The sequence below is a fragment of the Caballeronia arationis genome (genome assembly GCF_001544975.2).
GTDB lineage: Bacteria > Pseudomonadota > Gammaproteobacteria > Burkholderiales > Burkholderiaceae > Caballeronia > Caballeronia arationis.
Window position 1 is genome coordinate 15,986 of record NZ_FCOG02000011.1, and the last position, 19,532, is coordinate 35,517.

Here is a 19,532-nt window from a genome sequence, read left to right on the forward strand (position 1 = left end):
CCAGACTCGAATGGTAGGCTCACTCTCACACGCACGTTTGGAGAGGGCAATGGACCATCTTCTGGAGCAAATCGCAGCAATCATAGCGATCGCAACCGGAGTGGGGATGTTCAAGCGAGAGCACCTCAGAAACTGGTTCACTCTCGGACGTTTCGTACTCAGCGTGGCAGTCGTGGTTGGGTGTGTGTGGGCATTGGTTATTCTGGCGATCAGCGGCAACGACATCAGTCATTACACGCGTGCGGACATATTACGTACTGTAATCGCCGCCGTACTTCTGGGTGGCACGGCCTTCCTGACGGTGCGTGATCTATGGAAGCCAAGGATGCGCACCCCTGAGCAAAGACGCAACCGCAGGGTCTTCTACACCTGGATGCTGCTGTGGGTGATCGGATCCTCGGTGCTGATGCTGGCGTATTTGAAGTTTGGCGTCTGCGCCGACATTCACAATGCCGAGTCTGAGCCAATGGGCTACTCGCAGTCTTGGTGGTGCCGGCATCTCTAGCCGTCGTCGACACCGCGACTAACCGATGACCGATCTGGCTGCGTAGCTCAGCCTTGGAAAGCCTTCGTAACGGTGGCCTACTCATAGTCTGCGACGGCACGGGCCGTCGCTTTATGCCGTCTCAATCAAATCTCGGTTACATATTACCTACCCGACGAAGGAATAAAGGAGTTTTAGTTTCAATCGAATTTGGGCGGGAGGAAATACGGAGACGCGGCAAGCAACGCGATTAACCAATCGCGAGAAATAAAGCAATGGGATTTTCTCTATGTCACTTGACCATTTCATTCCCGATACGTTGTTTGGGAAGGTCGAACTTTGTCAGGTCGGCCTGGGTCATTTAAGCGCAAATCGGAAAGACGAACTATTCGAGCGGAAGGTTCAGTATTACAACTTCCTTTCCAGACCGGTTACCGTCCTTGAGCGGTCCGGGATGCAGTGGGAGTTCCCCGCGATCCCGGACGTACAGCGCGCGAGCTTCGCTATCCAGACGGAATGGAAGATCCACAAGGACTTGCATCGGGAGTTCTTCGCATGGATCAAGGTCGTTCGGGAAAACGAGTCGAAACTGATCCGAGACCTGCGGGAGATTGCGGCACGCCATCAACCAACAGTATACGAACAGTACCTGCTCTTCAGAACCGAGCGCACTTTGTCGTTAGACGACCTGGAGCGGTATCGGGGCGAGATCTATGACCATGACCACGATGTTGTCGTCTCGCTCTACCGTGGGCTTGAATCGGGTCCACATCCTTTCTCTGAAATGGGACGTGCACTGGCCCTATTAAACGAAAATGCAACACGCAATGAACAGGAGACATTCTCGGAAACGATCAAGATCGTGGATAATACCGGTCAGTTTGGCGACCGCTTTATTAATCGAAATGGCAATATCTACCGCATCCAAGGCACGCACGACTCTTCGCGTGAGGAGGGTGTATGGGTGATCCGCAACAAGCCGTTCGAAAACACACGTCTACCTTCGACTGTTGGCTGGCGGCGTTACACGCTGCAAGAGGCCGACGAACTACTCGATCTATACAAAACTTACGCAGAAGCTGAACATTGTGGTGATGGGGAAACAAAGCGTAAGCAAGAGCTGCTCGCACAAGAGGAGCGGTTGATCCGTGCCCGCAACGAGCTCAACGAGCAGAAACTCGCCCACCAGAAAGCACAGCACGAATGGGAACTCGAAAAGACCAAGCTCCAGCGTGAATTCGAACGCCAGCAGGCCGCATACGCTGATGAAGCGTATCGGACCAAGATGGAATTGGAGCGTTTAAAGGCCTATTACGAGCGGCAAATGTACGACGCGAAAATGAGCCAGGAAAGAAGAAAAGAAACTTCTGAATGGCTCAAGCAACTGCCGGCCATTCTCGGTGCATTAGGCGTTGCCTGGCTTGCGTATAAAACCGCGACCGTCAATGCAAATAAACAAGCATAAGCGTGATTAAGAGGAAAGAAGAATATGGATGCCGAAATCGAACGATTGATGGACAGTCACATGCCGAAGATCAACCCTCAGATTGCTGAGGGTCTCGCTGTTTCTCATATGCAGGAAATTCACGTCGTCAAGTACATCGATTCGGTCTTTCGATCCGCAGCTAAGGGCTTCCCGGAGGGATTGACGTACGAAGGCTGCAAGCGCTGTACGCCGCCGGAAGAGCTCAACGAAGCGTCCCGCAAGAAGGGCAACAACAAGCGCATGTATGACGTCGCGCAGTCGGACTTGTACATGGTGAACTACATGTTCACGTATCGCGGCGAGAAGATCGATCGCTACATGTACCTGCCGTTCGTGCGGGATGCGGGCTCGATCTTCGTGAGTGGTTCGCGTTTCAACATCGTGCCGGTTCTGTCCGATCGTGTGATCAGCGTCGGAACGAACACAGTCTTCGTGCGGCTCCTGCGTGACGTGTTGACGTTCGAACGCGTGCCGCAGAACTTCAATGCGAATGGTCAGCGCGAGCAGGCAAACGTTGCCTGGGCCATGATCTATCACAAGTCGGCGAAGATGAAGAAGATCCGCCCGACCGTGAAGGCGCATTCGACCATGATGCACTACTTGTTCTGCAAGTACGGCCTCATGAAAACGTTCGAGATGTTCGGAGGATGCACGCCAGTGGTCGGCGGGGTCGAGATCAACGAGCACACCTATCCTGCGGATCAGTGGGTCGTCTGCAGCAGCACGCAGATCAAACCGAAGGGCTTCGGCCGTGCTCTGTACGAACCTTCGAACCTGCGCATCGCGGTCAGGCGCGAGGACTATGAGCGCACGATGGTTCGGAACATGATCGGCGGATTGTTTTATGTCGTCGATCATTTCCCGTCGCGCGTCAAGCCGGAGTACGTCAATAACACCGACCCGAAGTACATGGACAACACGCGGACCTGGATCATCCTGATGGGTCACGTGCTGTTCTCCGGGAGCCTTCCTGAAGGTCGTCTCGCCGATGACGTCGAAGATCACATCCGCTCGCTGGACGAGTACATCGATAGCATCGTCCTGATGAAGTTCAAGGAGATCGGGATCGCTGCAACGGATCTCTATCAGTTCTTCGCGATCGTGATCGAGAAGATCAGTGACTGGCTCTTCAAGGCGTCGGACAAGGTCAACAGCCTCTACGACAAGGAGCTGTCGATCCTCTACTTCGTGCTGAAGGACATCACCACCGAAATCTTCAAGCTGTATTTCAAGTTGAAGGCCGCGTCGAAGAAGGAACTGACGAAGAAGGACATCGAGGACCGGATGAACAAGACCATCAGTACGGGTCTGATCTACCGGATCACGAAGCAGCACGCGGAAGTGGTCAACATTGCGAGCTCGGGCGACAACAAGGCGACCAAGATCACAGGCTGGATGATTCCGCAATCGAGCAGTTCACGTCAGGGCGGCCGTAAAGACCGCGCGAACCTCGACGATCCGACTCGCTTCCTGCACGTCTCGTTCGCCGAAGTCGGCGGATACAGCAATCTCCCGAAAGCAGCACCGACCGGCGACTCCCGCATCTCGCCGTGGGTGCAACTCGACCCGTCTGGTCTCGTCCTGCGGAACCCGCGCCTTGCCCCGCGGCTCGATAGGATCCAGGAAGAAATCAGGCGTCGGCGCTAATCGAATCAAGCAGCAACACAAAAACTTCAAAGCAAACAAGGAATAAGCGATGTATCCCAACCACCAAATGCACCTGCCGGTGAGCGCTGACATGATTCAGCGTCCGTTTCTCAGTTTCTCGGTACAGAACCCCCCGTTCGTACCGCAGATCCAGATCGAGCCGTGGCTGACCGGCTACGTGCCGCTGGTGGCAGGAATGGCCGCCGGTGAGATTCAGAACCTGGCGGAATCCAATCCGCTGCGCCGGTTCTTCTTCAATCTGTTCTCGAACAACGCCTTCGCGAACGATGAGTTCACGGCGCTGGTGAAGGGCATTCTCGACTACGTGGTGCTGTCGCTCGCAGAGCGGCCGCAGATGCGCCCGGAACAGGTTATCGAGACGTCGGTGTCGCAGATCATCGAGCTGATGGTGGCCACGATGATCAAGGTCTACCCGCCCCTGCGCAACTACATCCCGCCGCAGTCCCAGCCCGCGTTCGACAACCATATCCGCAGCTTCGACGCAATCTCGAACAAGATCGCGCAGTTCCGCAATCAGTACGGCTTCTTGCAGGCTCCTCCGGGTCAGCAGCAGCAACAGGCGTTCGGAGGCGGCTACGTGCCGCCTCAACAGGGATATGTTCAGCACCATCCGGGCGGCGATCCGCGCTTCGGTAACGCTGGGCATCACCCGTATCAGCCGCAAGGCATGACGATGCCGCAGCAAAACGGCAGCATCTTCAACAACGGCGGGATGAGTGTGCAGCAGCCGGTGGGTCCGCAGGGTCGCAGCATGGGGGACCGCTACGCGAACATGCCCGACATGGCAACCCCCGCAGCGCCGCCCGCACAGTCGTATCAAGCGCCGGTCGCTACGGTCGCGCAGGAGACCATCACGATGTCACAACAACAAAACGCGGACGGTCCGCTCGAGGATGCAGAAACAACCAGCCTCAAGTGGACCCGTTCGGATCATCAACCGTATCACCCCGCCTATAACCCGGTCACGCACCAGCTGTTCTATCAGCGGCTCGCCAACGGCACGGTCAACGCGGTGATCAAACAACGTGAGAACATCATGGACTACGATCGTCACAAAACCAGCAGCGTCTTCGGTCCGATTCCGCCGGCTTTGGATCTGGCCAACACGGATCAGGTGATGCAAAACCTGAGCCAGGGTCTGAAGGAAATCGCGGAAGAGAAGGAAGCACGGCGCGAAGAAGAGACGCCGAAGTTCGCCACGCGTGTGCGCGCGGCCTGGTACGCGGACACGTCGGTCGAATCCTGCTGGCTGAAGGGCGCGATCGAATGGGCGAAGTCCACGGAAGACGGCAAGCGTCCCGACATCTTCCGTCAATACGGCCAGGTGGTCGATGCGACGATCAGTCTCGAAGACGAAGCGCACTTCATCGAAGAGTTCCGCGATGCAGGAACCTTCATCCAGCTGAAGGAATTGCTCGACGATGCGTACGGTGAAGCTTCGACTTCGCTCTGGTACAAGGCCAATGCTCGCGCGACCGACATGGTCAACCGCGTGCTTTCCCTGAATCTGGCGCTCTCGGGCGTGTCGATCGACTCGTTCGTGCACGACATCGACGAGTTGATCCAGGTGCTGCGCGACGGCTACGGCGATACGATCCTGAAGGCGTTCGTCCGCAATCAGCGTCGTCTCATCACGGCCACGTTCGAAGCGTTGCCGGACGAAGTGCAGGAGCAATTGACCCTGGATCTGATCGAAGACGTGAAGATCGACGGCGAAGAGCCGAAGCTCGCGTTCCTCACCTCGAACGTCAGCTTCACGTACCTGAACTGCTTGTCGCACGAGCTCTGCATCGAGTTCGCGAAGGGCGAGACGGCTGTGATCATGAAGTCGGTCTCGCCGGTGTTCCATCAGCTCGTCAAGGACATCATGGACGAAGGCGAAACGTTCACCACGACGGTCGATCGTCAGCTCGTTCAGACGCTCGACGGCAAGATCCTCGAAGTCGATGTCGGATTCATCGGCGAGGAAATGTACGTCGTTCGCCTCGTCAAGTAAGGAGCGTTGATGGCTTATTCCTCTAGCGACTTTCAGGGAGACGTCATCAACCACTTGCTCGAGCTGGAGCTGCTCCCGCACGAGCTTGCCGATGACGAAGACGCTGAACGAAGCGCGAAGCTCGTGAAGGACGTGATTTCCGATCTGTTGATCGACAGTCGACGCGTTGGTGACGCACTGAAGTTCCATGATGAGCTGTTGGAGTCTGTCGAAACCCTCACGGGCATCGCTGAGCAGCACGGCGTGATTGCGCTGGCTAACGTGAACTACTTGCAGAGCGCAATTCTGCGCGATACCAATATCGAACTGGCATCCACGGACAAGGGTCAGCTCGACATGCTGCGTGGTTTGCCGTCCGGCGAGCAGTGGTTGAAGCACGTCACGATCGTTGACTAAAAGGCTGCGTGGGGGGCGTTCGCTCCCCACCGTATGCCGGCTTGTTGACAAGAAAAAAGGGAACAAAATGATCCCCTCTCAGCAGGAGCCTCACTACCCGGATCACCTTATCCTTCCCACCGCATCTCTCGTTAATGATTTTCGCAACAACACCCAAGGCATGGTTTTCAGCGACGAGTTCGTGGTTCAGCTTCTACACGAGATCATGATCCCCATCATGGTCTACGGCGACCAGATCGACGGCGTGGAACACAGCTTCAGGATGCTGCCTCGTCTCGATCGCGTGAAGATCCCGCAGTTTGATCGCACGCCACAAGGTTTGCGCTACTTGCGTCCCACTCAAGAAGTCGACCTCGCTGACGACAGCGAGTATCAGAGCGTCAGCCAAGCAGCCGCTGACTTTACCAGGCTCAAAGAGGCCGTCTTCAGGCTGGGCATGGGCGTCTACAACCTGATAGAGCAGATGGGTTGCTTCAGCAGACCCGATCGCAACGGCGCGCGCCGCTTCGTCTTTCTTTTCCAGCGTCTCGTTGGAGGCGACATGCTTCTTCGCATTCCACCTCTCATCGGGATCAGCACCTCCGCCGCGTGAAAACTTATGAGTAAGCACGCAACTTTCTCTTCTTTAACCGGACGTATTCGCATCGATACGTCCATTTTGTTGTACCACCCTTAGACCAAGGAACGCATCATGTCATCCCAAAAGGATCCGCTCGAAGTCATCGTCCAAGGTGGCCCGGTTGACGTAAACGCTGTCGTGTACGGCGTCGTTCAACACGCCCTGTCGGAAGCGGGTTTCACGGAAGTTACCGTGCACTCGCCGGAAGGCAACGTGGACGCAGTCGTCGGCGAAATCCCGTCGCTGCTTGACGTGCTCCGCGTTGAGCGCCCTGCCATTTTCGACACGCCGATCACGGTGAAGCAAAACGCACACGCGGACGACGTCCTGAAGATGTGCGACGACCCAGACAACCTCGACATCGGCCGCATCATCTACGGCACGACGGATGCGGCGGTCGAGCCCAGCGCGGAGCCGGCGGACGAAGCGGTGACGGAGGACGCGCCGTTCTAATCGCTTCCGAGATGACCGCATAAGTGCCCAGGTCTAGGACCTGGGCTTTTTTATTTTTGACGTGGAGATCCAATGGACGACATCCATCCGGAAGTCATCCTGTCTCAGCAATTTCGTCAGCTTCTCCTGAATCTGCATATCGACGAAAAGCGCTATATGCAGTTGCTGGACGAGTACATCGCTGACCCTGCGAACGGTATCCCCAACGTTCCGATGGCTCAGATGCATGCTCGCACCACCTTGGGTCACGCACTCGCCAGTCCCGCTATGAGTTGGCTCACGTTCTGCAAAGGCCTGAAGGTCCTGCAGATCAAGATGGCGAGGTTCTCGCTCACGACCCTCGACAGCGTCAACCTCCATTGCCGGACCTCGATCGAGTTCAGGCTTGAATGACGGCATAACCGCCCAGACCTCCTTGCGGGGGTCTGGGCTTTATGCCGCGAGGCCGAACTATTTTTTTTGTGCTTCCGATCAGATGCTGGGCGAAGCGCCGTCCTTCTTGTCGGCGTCCTTGTCCTTATCTTTTTCGTCGTCCTTCCCCTCTTTGTCCTTCTGTTCCTTGTCCGAGTCTTCGTTCGGCGACTTGTTGTCCCCAGACTTCGACTCCTTTTCCTCGTTGTCGGTGTCGTTGCTCTCACCATTCAAATTGGAATTGGAGCTTTCGTCCGTCGAACCGGTCTCAGTGTTGTTGTCCGAGTTGGTCTCCGTATCGTTCGTGTCAGTGTCTCCACTGCCACCACCGAAGTCCGGCATGCCGCCATTCAGATCATCGTCACCGCCACCGCCACCGCTTTCGCTGTTGTCGCCACCGCCAAAGCCGAAGTCATCAGAGCCGCCGCCCGACGAACTGTCCGTATCCGACGAATAGGACGAACTGCCCTCCTGCGTGTTGCTCTTCTTGATCGTTGCCTGAAACTTATCGTTGGCACGATTCGTAGCGGGCGTGAGCGTCTTGAAGAACTCACCGAACGTCTTCTGCAACTGTTCGATATGGTCGGCCTGCACCTTGAACACGTCCACCACCGGCTTGCCGTCCTCACCCGTCGTTGTGAGTTGTGCGAGCTCGGTAAGCATCCCGTTCTCGGACATCCACTGGCGAATGTAGTAGGCTTTGGCGGTTTCCTTCAGCACCTCGATCTTGGCTGCGACATCACCGCCCGTATCCGACGTGAAGAACTTCTCTGACAACCATGCATCAAGCGCCATGTCCAGCGCCTTCACATACGTCTCCAACGCCGTGACCTGATTCTCGAGCGTCGACGAGTTCGGACGCGGCAGAGAGACTTCCACGTTCATCAAGAACTCGCGCAGGACCTGCTGGATCAGAAACGCCTTCTGCTCTTCCGTGAAGCTCTTGGCGCCCTGCTGCTTTTCGTCGACGATCGGAATGCCTGCCTTCTGACGGCTCAGACCGGACTTGTTCTTCGCATCGTCGCGATCATCGTTCGTCAGTCGCAGCTTCGGGAAGTTCTCGCGCAGGATCTCCGTGAGGTCACTCATCAGCTCCTCGGAGTTCATGGCGTGAATCCGCATGTGAGACGCCAGCTGCGGATGGAACTCGTCCTGAATCTGCATGACACGCTTGGACATCAGGATGTTGTTCGTGACGACCGAGGTCGCAAGCTCCGGCTGCCAGGCCGCGTCGACGGTCTCCGGCGGAATACCCGTCTTCATGATCGCCCGCTTACGCAGGCTGTCTTCCAGATCGGTATCCGGCCGGACGTAGTTCGAGTTCTTCTCGCCAAAGTCCACGGACACGTCAGGCATGCCTGGGTGCCCTTCGAACGTGAACTCGAAACCCGCACGCGTGATGAAGTCGACCACTTCCGCCGGCGAGTTCACACCAAGCGGAAGGAAGTTCTGGCGGGAACGGATGATTTCGTGAATCGCGTTCTCGGCGCTCTTCTCCGGATTCGGATCGTCCTCGTCGAACTTCAGCTTGACTTCGGTCCGACCGATGGAGTTCTTGATGCCAGCCATCACGTTCGCGAAGAGCAGCATCGAGCGCAGGCTGTTCAAAATCTTCATCTCGTCGAGCAACGAAACGCCGATGCCGTCCTTGCTGAATCGCAACGCAAAATACGTCATGAACTCCGCAGGAATGAACAGCACCTGCGTATGTTGCTTGGCAAGCGCTCGCGAAAACATGATCCGGTAGATCTCTTCCCGCTTGGCCAGCTCGACACCATTACCGTAGGCGCCATTGCGCAGGCGCGCCAAGAGATCCTGTTCGACCATTTCGCCGTACACCCGGGAGCTGAAGTCCAGGTGATCCTTGTTGCTCAGGTCAAAGCCTTGCATCTGACTCTTGACCTTCGTGAGCATCGCCGACGGGAACGAGCCCGAGGTCGACATCCGCTGCGCCTGCTGCTGGTAGTGGTCGGTGATTTCCTGACGAACGACCGGATGACCGTCCATGTCCAGCAGGACAAAGAACCCAATCTGGTGTCGCGGCGAGCCCGGAACGTGAACGGGAATCACGGCTTCCGACGGAATGTGCAGCACCATCGGATTGCCTACGGTGGTGCGAGAAAGCTGCTCCTGTGTCTTCAGCGTCGCGACGGGCTGATAGCCGAACGTCCGATTCTTGTAGAGCATCCCGGTCAGCTCGCGATCTGAGAGGCGATGCGCCTGGGACGTCTTTCCTAGACCGATCGACTCCAGTGCCCGGCCGCCCATCGCACCGAAGATCCGCTCTTCGCGAATCTTCTGGTTGATCTGAGGGATCTTCAGGACGGACGGGTTGTCGGTAACGGTCAAGAACGTCTCGTCCGGTGGGAGCGGCTGCTTCAGACCGAGCTCGAAGCGGACGTCGCCCATGCCCTTGTTCGTGTCGTAGTTGTAGTCGGCGAACGACTCCAACGAAAGACCTGCGCGGCGCGGCTCTGTGGGCTTCGCCTTGACTGCCGGTCCTAACAGCCCCACCGACTTCATCGTGCCATCCGAGTTGATGTGCTCGGCGAGCGCTTCCATCGACAACCGCTGTTGCCCGTTGATGATCTCGTCGATGGAGTTTTCGGGGATGACGGCGATCGGATACGAGCCCGTTGCGAAAAGCATGTCGCGCAACATCTTGGGAATGAGCGGCTTTATTTTATGAACCGTCTCGAAATGCTGACGGAACCGCTCGATCATGGCCGCGCTGACATCGGGCGCCATGAGTCCTTCGGGCGGCGTATACGTCAGCTCGAGCGACATCATGTCTTTCGGCGAACCCACGCTCGAAACCAGAATCTGCTGCGCCAGCTCCATGTCTGGCAACAGTTGCATGACGGTTTCAGCGTCATTGACGTTTTGTGCCGTCTGCTCAGCCGTATTGCGGAAGTTGTAGAGATTTGGTTGCGTGGTCTCGCGGTTCCCGTCATGGCCATATTGAACGGGATGCTGCGAGGGAATCAGCTTGGCAATGGTTGCCGCCATCCCCGGGTCCTGTCGAACCAATTGCATCACCGGAAACTTTTTTCCGGTGCCGGCCAATTCAATGGCTCTCTTATAGGCTTTCTGCGTCATCTGTTACACCTCTTTTTGTTTCCTGGGGACATCGTGGCATCCACCAATTCGAATTCAAACGAGTACGCGGTTTACATCGGTCAGTGCACGGCGTTAGCACAGACGATTTCGGTGAAGTCCATAGAAAGCGTCAACGGCCTGAATCAGTACGTGACGGACTACTACGGATCATCGGCGGTAGACGAGACGGACCCGACTTCGTGGAGGTACTACATGAATGTCTCGGGGCAGTATCATTCTTCCGATACCGTTATGCAGGTGACGTCGCTCGACACCCTCGAGCAAATCGACTTCACTGCAGACAACTTGAAAGTGCACACGGCGACGGCCGAGGCATATCAGTTCGGTACGCGTAGCTACAAGGCGCTGGTCCAGCAGTACCCGCGACAGGTCTCGCTCATCCTCGGGATTCTTTATCCTGTCGACATCGACGCAGCGATCACTGCAAAGGACGGACAGATTCTCGGCTACCCAGCGACCTATGTAGAGGTCAACGAGTACAGCTTGATGGAGAAGTTGCAGCGCTGGATTTATGGCTTCAAAGCGCGATGGGTCAATCCGCAGTACGCGATCAGCGACGAGTTGTACCCGATGGTCCAGCTTGCGAATATGTACTACGGCATTCTCATGGCGATCATCAATTTGCGTGAGGAGGCGTGCGGGACGGCCGAGGCGCACAGCTACCATGTGCAGCAATACCTTGCCTCGCATCTCGGGCTCGATCAGTTCCTCGAGCACATGACACTCAAGCAGTCGTTGTGGCTCTACCGGAACATCAACTACATCGAGCGCAACGTCGGCAAGCAGTCCACGTTCAAGACACTGATTCAGAAGCTGCTGACCGATCGGAACATTCCGCTCGCGGCTTACCTGATGAAGCACGATCTGTCGCTGATGCCCAATGCGCTCTACCCGACGATCGCCTTCGAGTCGGATCCGCTCAACTTCGGCTACAACCTGTTGCCGGAGACGACGTGGACACTCGACGAGATGCTGAACTACGAACAGACAGCCGCCAGCGACAACGCGCTCATCCAGGTCGATGTGCAGGGCGAGATTCTCGAGGAGATGGAAAACTCCCTCTCGAATCAGTTGCAGACGAAGGTGCTTAACTCGGCGATGTTGGACTTGTCGAACTCCACGCCGTACACCCTCGAAGACGTTCTGATGAACCATTGGTTGTTCTTCAGCAGCAAGGACTGGTACACCGCGTTTCTCGTGGTTGACAACCCTGTGACCGGCGAGCCGATTGTCCCGATTAACGCAAAAGACGGCTACGTCTTCATGTGGTACTGCTACTGCCAGTCAATCGGCATCGATTTGACCGACAAGCCGGTGCCCGCGGTGCTCGCCAAGCGTGTTCAGCGCATACCGACGCCTAGTGTCGCTGACCTGATGTCAGTGGTCGACAAGAAGCTGGTTACACAAGATATTGCCCAGCAGGCTATCTCCTACCAGCCCGCGATCCAGCCGATGATCTCGGTCGACGCTTTTGTGGCGACAGCGCAGTCGATCTACGTCGCGGCGAACACGCAGCGCAATCTGGTGGCGTATCAGGAGCATGCAGTCAGGCGTGGCATGGTCTACGGCATGGTGGGGCGTCTGTATTCTGACAACATGATCCAGCTGGGTGATGGGGGAACTCAGACTTATGCGGACTGGTTCAAGCTGCGCAACATCGATTTGACGGCATTTTCCGCGAGCGACTACGAGCTGCTGTACCAATCGATCGTCGAAGCCGCGACGGGTCTGGATTTGAACTCGGCGAACACCCTCGCCAACATCCAGAAGTCGATGATCGCGATGATGCAACGGCTGTCGAGCTACAGCGTTCAGTTCCTCTCCGAGATCAACGACAGCGCAATCAAGGACATCGACTGGCCGATGGTCCGCGTGGGCGATGTGACGAATGCCGGCTCGATTGTGCTGTACGAATCCGACACGGTCGCCGAGGTGCTAGACATTGGCGAACTGGGCAAAGCGTCGACCTCTTACGACGTGAACGCCGCCACGACGAACTTCCTGTACGAGTCGTCGGTGATCGACAAGATGGACCACGCTGCGATCGACGCAGCGCCGGCGAAAGACCCGCTCATCATCACGGAGATGCTCTTTGCAACGGGTGTTCATCCGTCTCCCGTCACGCCCTTGCAAGAGAACGATCGTGGCGTGCCTCCGGTGATTGGTCTGGAAACGTGGCTGGAACTGTCACCGGCCAATCAGCTTGAGGCGCTCGTCAGCATTTACGCGCCGAACTACAACACCTCGTCCACGCCGATGAAGCAAATGGCCAAGCTCTGGCCGACCACGACCTTGAGCGGGCTCGTTTACACGGCTCCTTCGACTTGACATAAAAAAAATGATCGTCTGAAAACAAAACGAATCCTGTGAAGGATTCAGTCCGAGTCATTTCTGATTAATTAAGGATTCCAAATGGAAAACTCCGCACGCACCGCATGGGGCGCGTATCTGCAAACGTGTCTGCTGCAGAAACTGCCCTTTACCATGATGCCGAACACGACGTTGAACGAGAAGTTCGGGATTCAGTCCGGCGTCGCGCCTGCTGCCAGCATCTTGCCCGCGCAGCGCTACTACTGCATCGGCAACGGCGGTCACGGCATCACGACAGGTTCGGATGGCATCGCAGCTCCTTCACCGCTTCAGCACGAAGCGACGGATGCGGCCCTCTACAATCACCTGCCCTTCATCATGCGGCCGGTGAGCTCGGATCTGTCAGCCGGTCAGATGGCGCAGTACGCGCTGCGTCAGGTGATCACGTACGGTGGCATCGCGTACGCCTGCTACTTCCTGCGCCGGATCGATTACACCAGCGTGGCTGCGCAGGTCAATCTGAACACGGTCTCGAGCGGCAACACGACGACGACGCCTTACAGCGCGAACTCGTCGAACCTGAACCCGACGCCGCCCACGGTGGCGAACGGCTCGGTCAACGTGGTGTCCGGTGACTACCTGTCGGCCGCCGCCGTCGTCGGTCTCTCATTCAGTACTCAGGACGCGGCCGAGCTGGTGAACTGCGCGAACATCATCTACGGTGATCCGCGCTACGCCATCATCTCGGAAATCGGCATGGTCTCGGGCGTAGACCAGGTCGTGACCGTTCCCGCGACGGGTGGCTCGTTCAACATGAACGAAGTGATCTGCGCTCAGATCTGTTCGTTCATCGATACGTTCGTGCCGATGAACTACCAGAACAACGGTACGACCATCAACCTGAACGTGGGCTCGACCGAGCCGCTGTTCAACCTCGCATCGTCCTAAGCGACGGAGTCACGATGCTCAGAATGCCCACGCATTCGGCATCCATCATCTCCATCATCGGAATCGACCCGGGCAGTACCTGCCTTGGGACGTCGATTTTGTGGGTCGATCTGTCGATCATGAAGATCATCGCGAGTTCAGCGAAGACCTTCCGCGGCGATCGACTCGGTCAAGAGTTGTGGACCGCCGAGTTGTTCGGTGATCGCATCGGCCGCATTGCATCGCTCGAAGAGGAGCTTGTTCATCTCTTCCGGCACGTGCAGCCGTACATGATCGCCTCTGAGTCCCCGTTCATGAGCATGCGTCGGCCCCAAGCCTATGGTGCGCTGACCGAAGTGATTTGCGCCATCCGGCGCGCGGTCATGCGCTACGACATGTGGAAAACCTTGTACCTGATCGATCCGCCCACCGTGAAGAAAGCGGTCGGTGCCTCGGGCAACGCGGACAAGGACCAAGTCAAAACCAAGCTCATGGCCCTTCCCGATCTGCAATACAGCGGGGACATTCCCATCGCTCGCCTGGACGAACACTCTGTCGACGCACTGGCAGTGGCGTACGGCCGCTGGCGAGCCCATCAGGAGGAACTATGCTTGACCAAGTGAAGGAATACGCAACCGCCATCATCGGCACTGTCGTCGTTGTTGTTGTCGCGGGACTGATCGCCTTTGGTGTCTGGGAGGCACACAAGGTGAAAACCCTCACCGAGGCCGCTGGTGAGTCCACGCAGCAAATCGAGGACCTGAAGTCCGCGAACGACAATCTCAAAAGCCAGCTCGATCTCGCGAAGAAATCCAGACAGGTCAACGACCAGGTTGTGACCGACGACGTTCAGGCAAAAGCCGCAACCGCTGCTTCGCAGGCCGTCATCACGGCCAAGACGGACGCTCAGGTCGCCGTCGTGAAGAAGAAGTACGAGCCGGTCGCAGGGCAAGCTATTTCCGCCAGTGCAGCCAAAGCTGAATCCAGCGAGATCAGTCGCATCCGCGTGAATAGCCTGTGGGACACCTATTGCAACAACGTCCCCGCTTCCACCACCGGATGCGCCGCGGTTCCGACCACGCCTGCGAGTGCACCGTCCGCATAGAGCGGATCAACAAAAAAAGAAGCAAGACCTTTCGGGGAAGAAAATGAAACGACTTCGCTGTCTGGCAGCTGTCGCGGCTGCCGCATTGAGTGTGGCCGGGTGCGGCAGTCAGCCGGTGCTGGACACACGCTATCAGACGTTCCTACCGGAGCTGCCCGCCATCCTGGTGGCAGACTGTCCCGTCACTCCTCCGCCCCAGCGAGACGTCTACGCCGCGGCGGACACGGAGACCAAGGAACAACTGCTCTCGGGCGCCTACCAGGCACAGACAAACAACATCGGCAGCTGCAACCAGGACAAGGCAGGCATCCGCACCTGGTACAAAGAGCAGAAAGCGCTTGTCGACAAGGCCAATGCGGCAAGCGCTCCTGTGGGGAACAAGTGATGAGCGAGCATCTCGATGCGGACAAGGATCCGACTCCTCCCACCGAGCTCGACGCGAAAGAACTGACCCGGGAAACGCGAAGTCTGCAGACGCAAGTCTACGTTCTGGCAGGCATTCTCCTGGCGTTCATGCTTGCCGTGCTGCTAGGTGCGGTGCTCACCACTGCGGTGCACATGGGCGTCATCACCGCAGGCGCTTGCCTCCACAACCTTTTGGACACGGCCAAGGAGATCGTCACGGTCTTCCTCGAGGCCGAATAAGAATCATGACAAGCTTGTTGAAGATGGCCCTCGAGGAAGTCGCCAACGGCGAAGCCTTCGAGGAGATCGAGTACGTGTTTTATGCTCGCCTCCCGGAACCCGTCAAAGTCCCGACGGGCTGGGGCTTCTCGGAGCACCAGGAGCAGTGGGAATTCAAGATCCCGAAGACAGATCAGAACGGCGGCCAAGGCGGCATCAGGATCAGGAAGACGCAGCGGATCAATGTCCGCGGACAGATTCCGCCCGAGTACGTGATGACGACCAAGGTGCGACGTTCCGATGGGAGCAACGAGGAAGTACCGATTCCGACCACCGTGGCGAACTTCGAACAATTCCGCATGCTTTCGGATCGCGGAATGATCAAGGATCGCTACGAGTATGTGATTTCGGATGACGCGGTGCCGCCCGGCCTGGGGAGCGGTTTGAAATGGGAGGTCGACTTCTTCCTCAAGCCCGACGGCACGTACTTCCCGTGGGTCAAACTCGACCTTGAAGTGCGTAAGCGGACGAAGGACGTCGCCGATCTGCCTGCGTTTCCGTTCCAGGCTCTGGAGTGGATTCTCAAGCAGACGGGCGAGCGCAGTGCCGAGGAAGAAACGAAGCTGCGCGGAATCTACGAAGAGTGCTTCTTGGCGAAGAATTGCTACGCGACCAACTTCGTTCGCCAGCAACCTGTAGAAACATGACGGACATAACGCCAGAGTGGAACAAGTCCACTCTGGCTTTTATGCCGTCTAGACGCCCTCTTTTCCCCGAGAAGGCGCTAGGTCATGCCGGAGCGCTGGCCAGTTGAAGGTTCAGCGTCAGGACGCCCTGGAAAGCGAGCGATGTGGGCTCGGCCGCGAGAACAGCACCGACGACCGAACCGTAGGTGATGTTCTGCACGTCTGCCTGCGCCATTTGCAAGCCGTAGTAGGCGTTGATCTGGTTGAGCAGCGTGTAGGCGTCCGTCGGCAAGCTCGTGACCTGGATCGGTGTTGGCGTTGATGCATACGCCGTCAACGTGGCCAGATCGATGCGCTTGTAGAGGAAGGTGCGGGAGCCGCGATAGCGACGAGGAAACACGTTCGGGTCCATCGACAACTGAACGAACGTGTCGCGCTGATAGGCGTCGGCAACGAGCGGGGTAGTGCTAGTTGGAATGCCGTACAGCACGCCGGTCGCAGGCAACATGAAGCCGTTGCTCGCGTAGATGAGATCCCGAATGATGTCCTGGGACTTTTTGCTGTAGTCGCAGAGGGGAGTCGGCATGCTAGGGCCCTATGAATGAGCGTTACGAGGGTTCTTTGTGTATTTCCCTCATAGAAATCACGGCATAAAGCCGGAGGGGCTGCCCCGCTCCGGCTTTATGCGTCACGCTCACTGCCCTCTTACTTCATCCGGAGCAGCCGCTTGAGACCATCCTTCCAGCGACGGGCACGAGCCTTCTTCTCCAGACTGACCGCAGCCTTCGCATGACTGCGGGCATGCTCCAGCCAATCAAGTGCTGTGTAGTCGTACATGAACTCGTTCACCGAGGCACCGACCACATAACCATCGACGATGATTGGCGACCCGAGCGTCACCGGCAGGTACACCAGCGTGTCCGGCGTCGACGGCATCACTTCGACCTTGCGCTTGACGAATCCATCCAGATGGGCGAAGTCCACATCACCTATGAAGTGGCTGTAGAGATCCTTCAACCCCTTGACAACGCCGAGCTCAACTTCCCTTCGCCACATCGCTGGATTGGCCGACCACCACCATTGACGACCGTCCTTGCGCGCCCAGAACGAATGCTCTTCGCTCCAGCGCAGGCGATCGCCGGCGAATCCCATCAGGTGACGATGTCCCAGGCGGGAAACGTGGAGACGCTGGACTTCTTCTGGGCCCGTCGCTCCCGCGACCCAGTCGCCCGCACGAACCGTTTCGATCGGCTGCCAGCTCTGATCTGCCATGAGCACGAGGCTTCCTGCAGTGAAGCAGCAGGTATCAGTGCTACCACCGCCTGAGGACGGGGGAGGAGGAGCTGCGCCGTTGATGTAACCATACTGAGGCTGACCGCGGTTCGGCGAACCTTGAATGATCACCGCGTAGCTACGCGGGCTACCCGTCTGACCGACACCGCTTACGCCCGAGTACGCCGTGAACAAGCCGTTGCCGTTTTGGATGAAGCTGTACGAGCGGTCGTTCGACAGCACGACGTTATCGCCCAGCGACGAATGGAAGACCATGTTGTCCAAACTTCCGTTCGCGCAGATAACCGTGACGATGTTGCCGGACCGGAAAAAGCCCTGAATCTGAGCGCCGCCGGGTGCCGTGAAAAACGGGAAACTGCCCGTAACCGTCGTGTCGCCCCCGGTCTGTCTCCAATACGCCGTTGCACCTTGGACCGAGTAGCACAACTCCAAGCTCCGGCCCATGTTGCCAGCCATCGCGCCCGAATAATTGGTGCCGTAGTACTGGGTTCCGGTCTCCGTGACCGGATGACCACTCGCGTTGATCTGCGCTTGCGCATTGGCCAGATCGCCGCCGAGGTTATTCCACGGCCCCACTGCACCCAACGCCTGCGCGCTGACCCCATGCGGGTTGTTGTAGTTCCCGATGTGATTGTTGATGCTGGCCGAGTTCGAGTTGAAGATTCCCGCCATCCAGTTCGCGGCATTGTTAATGGCGTCGGCGTACTGCGCTTGCGTCATCCCACCAAGCTGGCCGATCGTCACGCCGTGCGGATTGCTCCGGTTCGCAATGTGGTTGGTCAATGTGGACATCAGCGTCTGCAGCGCCGCCGCTGTCCACGTTCCAAGTTGCGCCGGGGTCACGCCGTGCGGATTGTTCGTGTTCGCGACGTGCGCGCTCAGCGCCGAGCTCGCGCCACTCGCACTACTCGAAACCGTGGCTGCTGCTGCTGCGATCGCCGATTGAATTGCCGGCACGCTTTCCGTGCCCAGTTGAGTCACCGTCACCTGGTGCGGATTGCCGGTATCGTTCAGGTGCGCGGTCATCACAGCAGCGTTCGCGCTGATGGTTCCGTTCACCGTCGTTTGCGCAGCGCTGATCTTTCCATTGGCCTGCGACACCGAATACATTCCGACCTGGGCCAGTGTGACCCCGTGCGGGTTACTCTGGTTCGACGTGTGGTTGGTCAGCGTCTGAGCGACGTTGGCGTCTCCTGCCTGGCGCGCCTGCGTCTCCACGAGGATCGCAGCATCCTGCTGCGCCTCGGTGAGCGCGCCGAGTTGGGCGGACGTCACCTGGTGTGGGTTACTGTGATTTGCGATGTGACCAGCAAGCGCCGTGTTCTGGGCCGATACAACCTGGAGCTCGTCGTTCTCCATCGCGTCCGCATATGCCCGAACTCGAGACTGCGCCAGCGGATCGCCCATGATCGCGAGCTGCGCGATGCGGTCGATAGCATGCACCACGTACTCGAACGTGATGAGACCCGCCTGACCGTCGTCATGCATCGCCTCAGATGCAGGCAGATCGGATACCCGGTCTACTACGGACGGCCACGTCGAAGGCCGCGTCGCTGGTTCGAACGTGCCGACTTCGGTTGCGAGCACCGTTTGTGGTGTTGCGAAACCGGCACCCAGCGCCTGGTACTCGATTACGAGGTTGCCGGAGACGCTGGGGTCGGTCACGACGACGAGCGAGACGATGTTGGTGTCGTTCGGGGTGCCGTACTTGGTCGTCGCCAGATCCATCAGGCCCGTGGTGAAGTACTGCGATGGGGTGACGGGATTGTTCGAGGTCGAATCGGTGATCTTCAGGGTCGATTCGTAGAAGCCGCCGTATACCGGGGCAAACGCGCGAACCAGCCCCGATCCGATGCTGTGGCTCTCCGACGTGATGTGATTGGTCGGTGCCTTCGCCGTGGGATCCAGCGGCAAAGTCAAGACTTCTGACATGATGTTTTCCTCCCACCAAGCG

At 57.7% G+C, this 19,532-nt stretch carries 18 protein-coding genes; 15 read left to right on the forward strand and 3 right to left on the reverse strand.

Features of this window, described 5'->3' with window-relative positions; all coding sequences use genetic code 11:
• Positions 1-49 precede the first annotated feature (49 nt).
• From AWB81_RS08770 to AWB81_RS08805, 8 genes are all read left to right on the forward strand, one after another.
• Positions 50-505, forward strand: coding sequence for a hypothetical protein (locus AWB81_RS08770; RefSeq protein WP_062634246.1), 456 nt, complete (start codon positions 50-52; stop codon positions 503-505).
• 268 nt (positions 506-773) lie between these two features.
• Positions 774-1,949 (forward strand): hypothetical protein, encoded by a 1,176-nt coding sequence (locus tag AWB81_RS08775; RefSeq protein ID WP_062634248.1) that lies wholly within the window; start codon positions 774-776, stop codon positions 1,947-1,949.
• 60 nt (positions 1,950-2,009) lie between these two features.
• A complete protein-coding gene (locus tag AWB81_RS08780; protein ID WP_144444095.1) occupies positions 2,010-3,617 on the forward strand; it encodes a hypothetical protein in 1,608 nt (535 codons plus the stop codon).
• Positions 3,618-3,666: 49 nt separating this feature from the next.
• Positions 3,667-5,634 carry a hypothetical protein gene (locus AWB81_RS08785; protein WP_062634252.1) on the forward strand — a complete coding sequence of 656 codons (1,968 nt, stop codon included), beginning with the start codon at positions 3,667-3,669 and terminating at the stop codon, positions 5,632-5,634.
• Positions 5,635-5,640: 6 nt separating this feature from the next.
• On the forward strand, positions 5,641-6,030 hold the full coding sequence (locus tag AWB81_RS08790; protein ID WP_144444096.1) for a hypothetical protein: 390 nt from the start codon (positions 5,641-5,643) through the stop codon (positions 6,028-6,030).
• Between the two features lie 67 nt (positions 6,031-6,097).
• On the forward strand, positions 6,098-6,622 hold the full coding sequence (locus AWB81_RS08795; protein ID WP_062634257.1) for a hypothetical protein: 525 nt from the start codon (positions 6,098-6,100) through the stop codon (positions 6,620-6,622).
• 99 nt (positions 6,623-6,721) lie between these two features.
• Entirely contained in the window at positions 6,722-7,102 is a 381-nt protein-coding gene (locus tag AWB81_RS08800) for a hypothetical protein (RefSeq protein ID WP_062634259.1), read from the forward strand.
• Between the two features lie 72 nt (positions 7,103-7,174).
• Positions 7,175-7,495, forward strand: coding sequence for a hypothetical protein (locus AWB81_RS08805; protein ID WP_062634261.1), 321 nt, complete (start codon positions 7,175-7,177; stop codon positions 7,493-7,495).
• A 78-nt stretch (positions 7,496-7,573) separates the two neighbouring features.
• Here the strand turns inward: AWB81_RS08805 and AWB81_RS08810 are convergent, their stop codons facing one another.
• Positions 7,574-10,372: a hypothetical protein gene (locus AWB81_RS08810; RefSeq protein ID WP_144444097.1), complete on the reverse strand. Its 2,799-nt coding sequence runs from the start codon at positions 10,370-10,372 to the stop codon at positions 7,574-7,576.
• Here AWB81_RS08810 and AWB81_RS08815 point away from each other — a divergent pair.
• From AWB81_RS08815 to AWB81_RS08845, 7 genes are all read left to right on the forward strand, one after another.
• Complete coding sequence (locus tag AWB81_RS08815; protein WP_144444098.1) at positions 10,367-12,961, forward strand: hypothetical protein; 2,595 nt, start codon at positions 10,367-10,369, stop codon at positions 12,959-12,961. The genes AWB81_RS08810 and AWB81_RS08815 overlap by 6 nt on opposite strands.
• Positions 12,962-13,045: 84 nt before the next feature.
• Positions 13,046-13,891 carry a DUF7208 family protein gene (locus AWB81_RS08820; RefSeq protein ID WP_062634267.1) on the forward strand — a complete coding sequence of 282 codons (846 nt, stop codon included), beginning with the start codon at positions 13,046-13,048 and terminating at the stop codon, positions 13,889-13,891.
• 14 nt (positions 13,892-13,905) lie between these two features.
• The gene (locus tag AWB81_RS08825) at positions 13,906-14,493 is read left to right on the forward strand and encodes a crossover junction endodeoxyribonuclease RuvC (RefSeq protein WP_062634269.1); all 588 of its coding nucleotides are present in this window, start codon (positions 13,906-13,908) and stop codon (positions 14,491-14,493) included.
• A complete protein-coding gene (locus tag AWB81_RS08830) occupies positions 14,478-14,975 on the forward strand; it encodes a hypothetical protein (RefSeq protein ID WP_144444099.1) in 498 nt (165 codons plus the stop codon). Before AWB81_RS08825 ends, AWB81_RS08830 begins: the two co-directional genes overlap by 16 nt.
• 43 nt (positions 14,976-15,018) lie before the next feature.
• Positions 15,019-15,360: an Rz1-like lysis system protein LysC gene (gene lysC / locus AWB81_RS08835; RefSeq protein ID WP_144444100.1), complete on the forward strand. Its 342-nt coding sequence runs from the start codon at positions 15,019-15,021 to the stop codon at positions 15,358-15,360.
• Positions 15,360-15,620, forward strand: a complete 261-nt coding sequence (locus AWB81_RS08840; protein WP_062634276.1) for a hypothetical protein — start codon at positions 15,360-15,362, stop codon at positions 15,618-15,620. The genes lysC and AWB81_RS08840 overlap by 1 nt, the downstream gene beginning before the upstream one ends.
• A gap of 5 nt (positions 15,621-15,625) precedes the next feature.
• Positions 15,626-16,306, forward strand: coding sequence for a hypothetical protein (locus tag AWB81_RS08845; RefSeq protein WP_062634278.1), 681 nt, complete (start codon positions 15,626-15,628; stop codon positions 16,304-16,306).
• Positions 16,307-16,388: 82 nt separating this feature from the next.
• Here AWB81_RS08845 and AWB81_RS08850 read toward each other — a convergent pair whose 3' ends face one another.
• Positions 16,389-16,871: a DUF7941 domain-family protein gene (locus tag AWB81_RS08850; RefSeq protein ID WP_062634280.1), complete on the reverse strand. Its 483-nt coding sequence runs from the start codon at positions 16,869-16,871 to the stop codon at positions 16,389-16,391.
• A gap of 119 nt (positions 16,872-16,990) precedes the next feature.
• Complete coding sequence (locus tag AWB81_RS08855; protein ID WP_062634282.1) at positions 16,991-19,510, reverse strand: hypothetical protein; 2,520 nt, start codon at positions 19,508-19,510, stop codon at positions 16,991-16,993.
• Positions 19,511-19,532 lie beyond the last annotated feature (22 nt).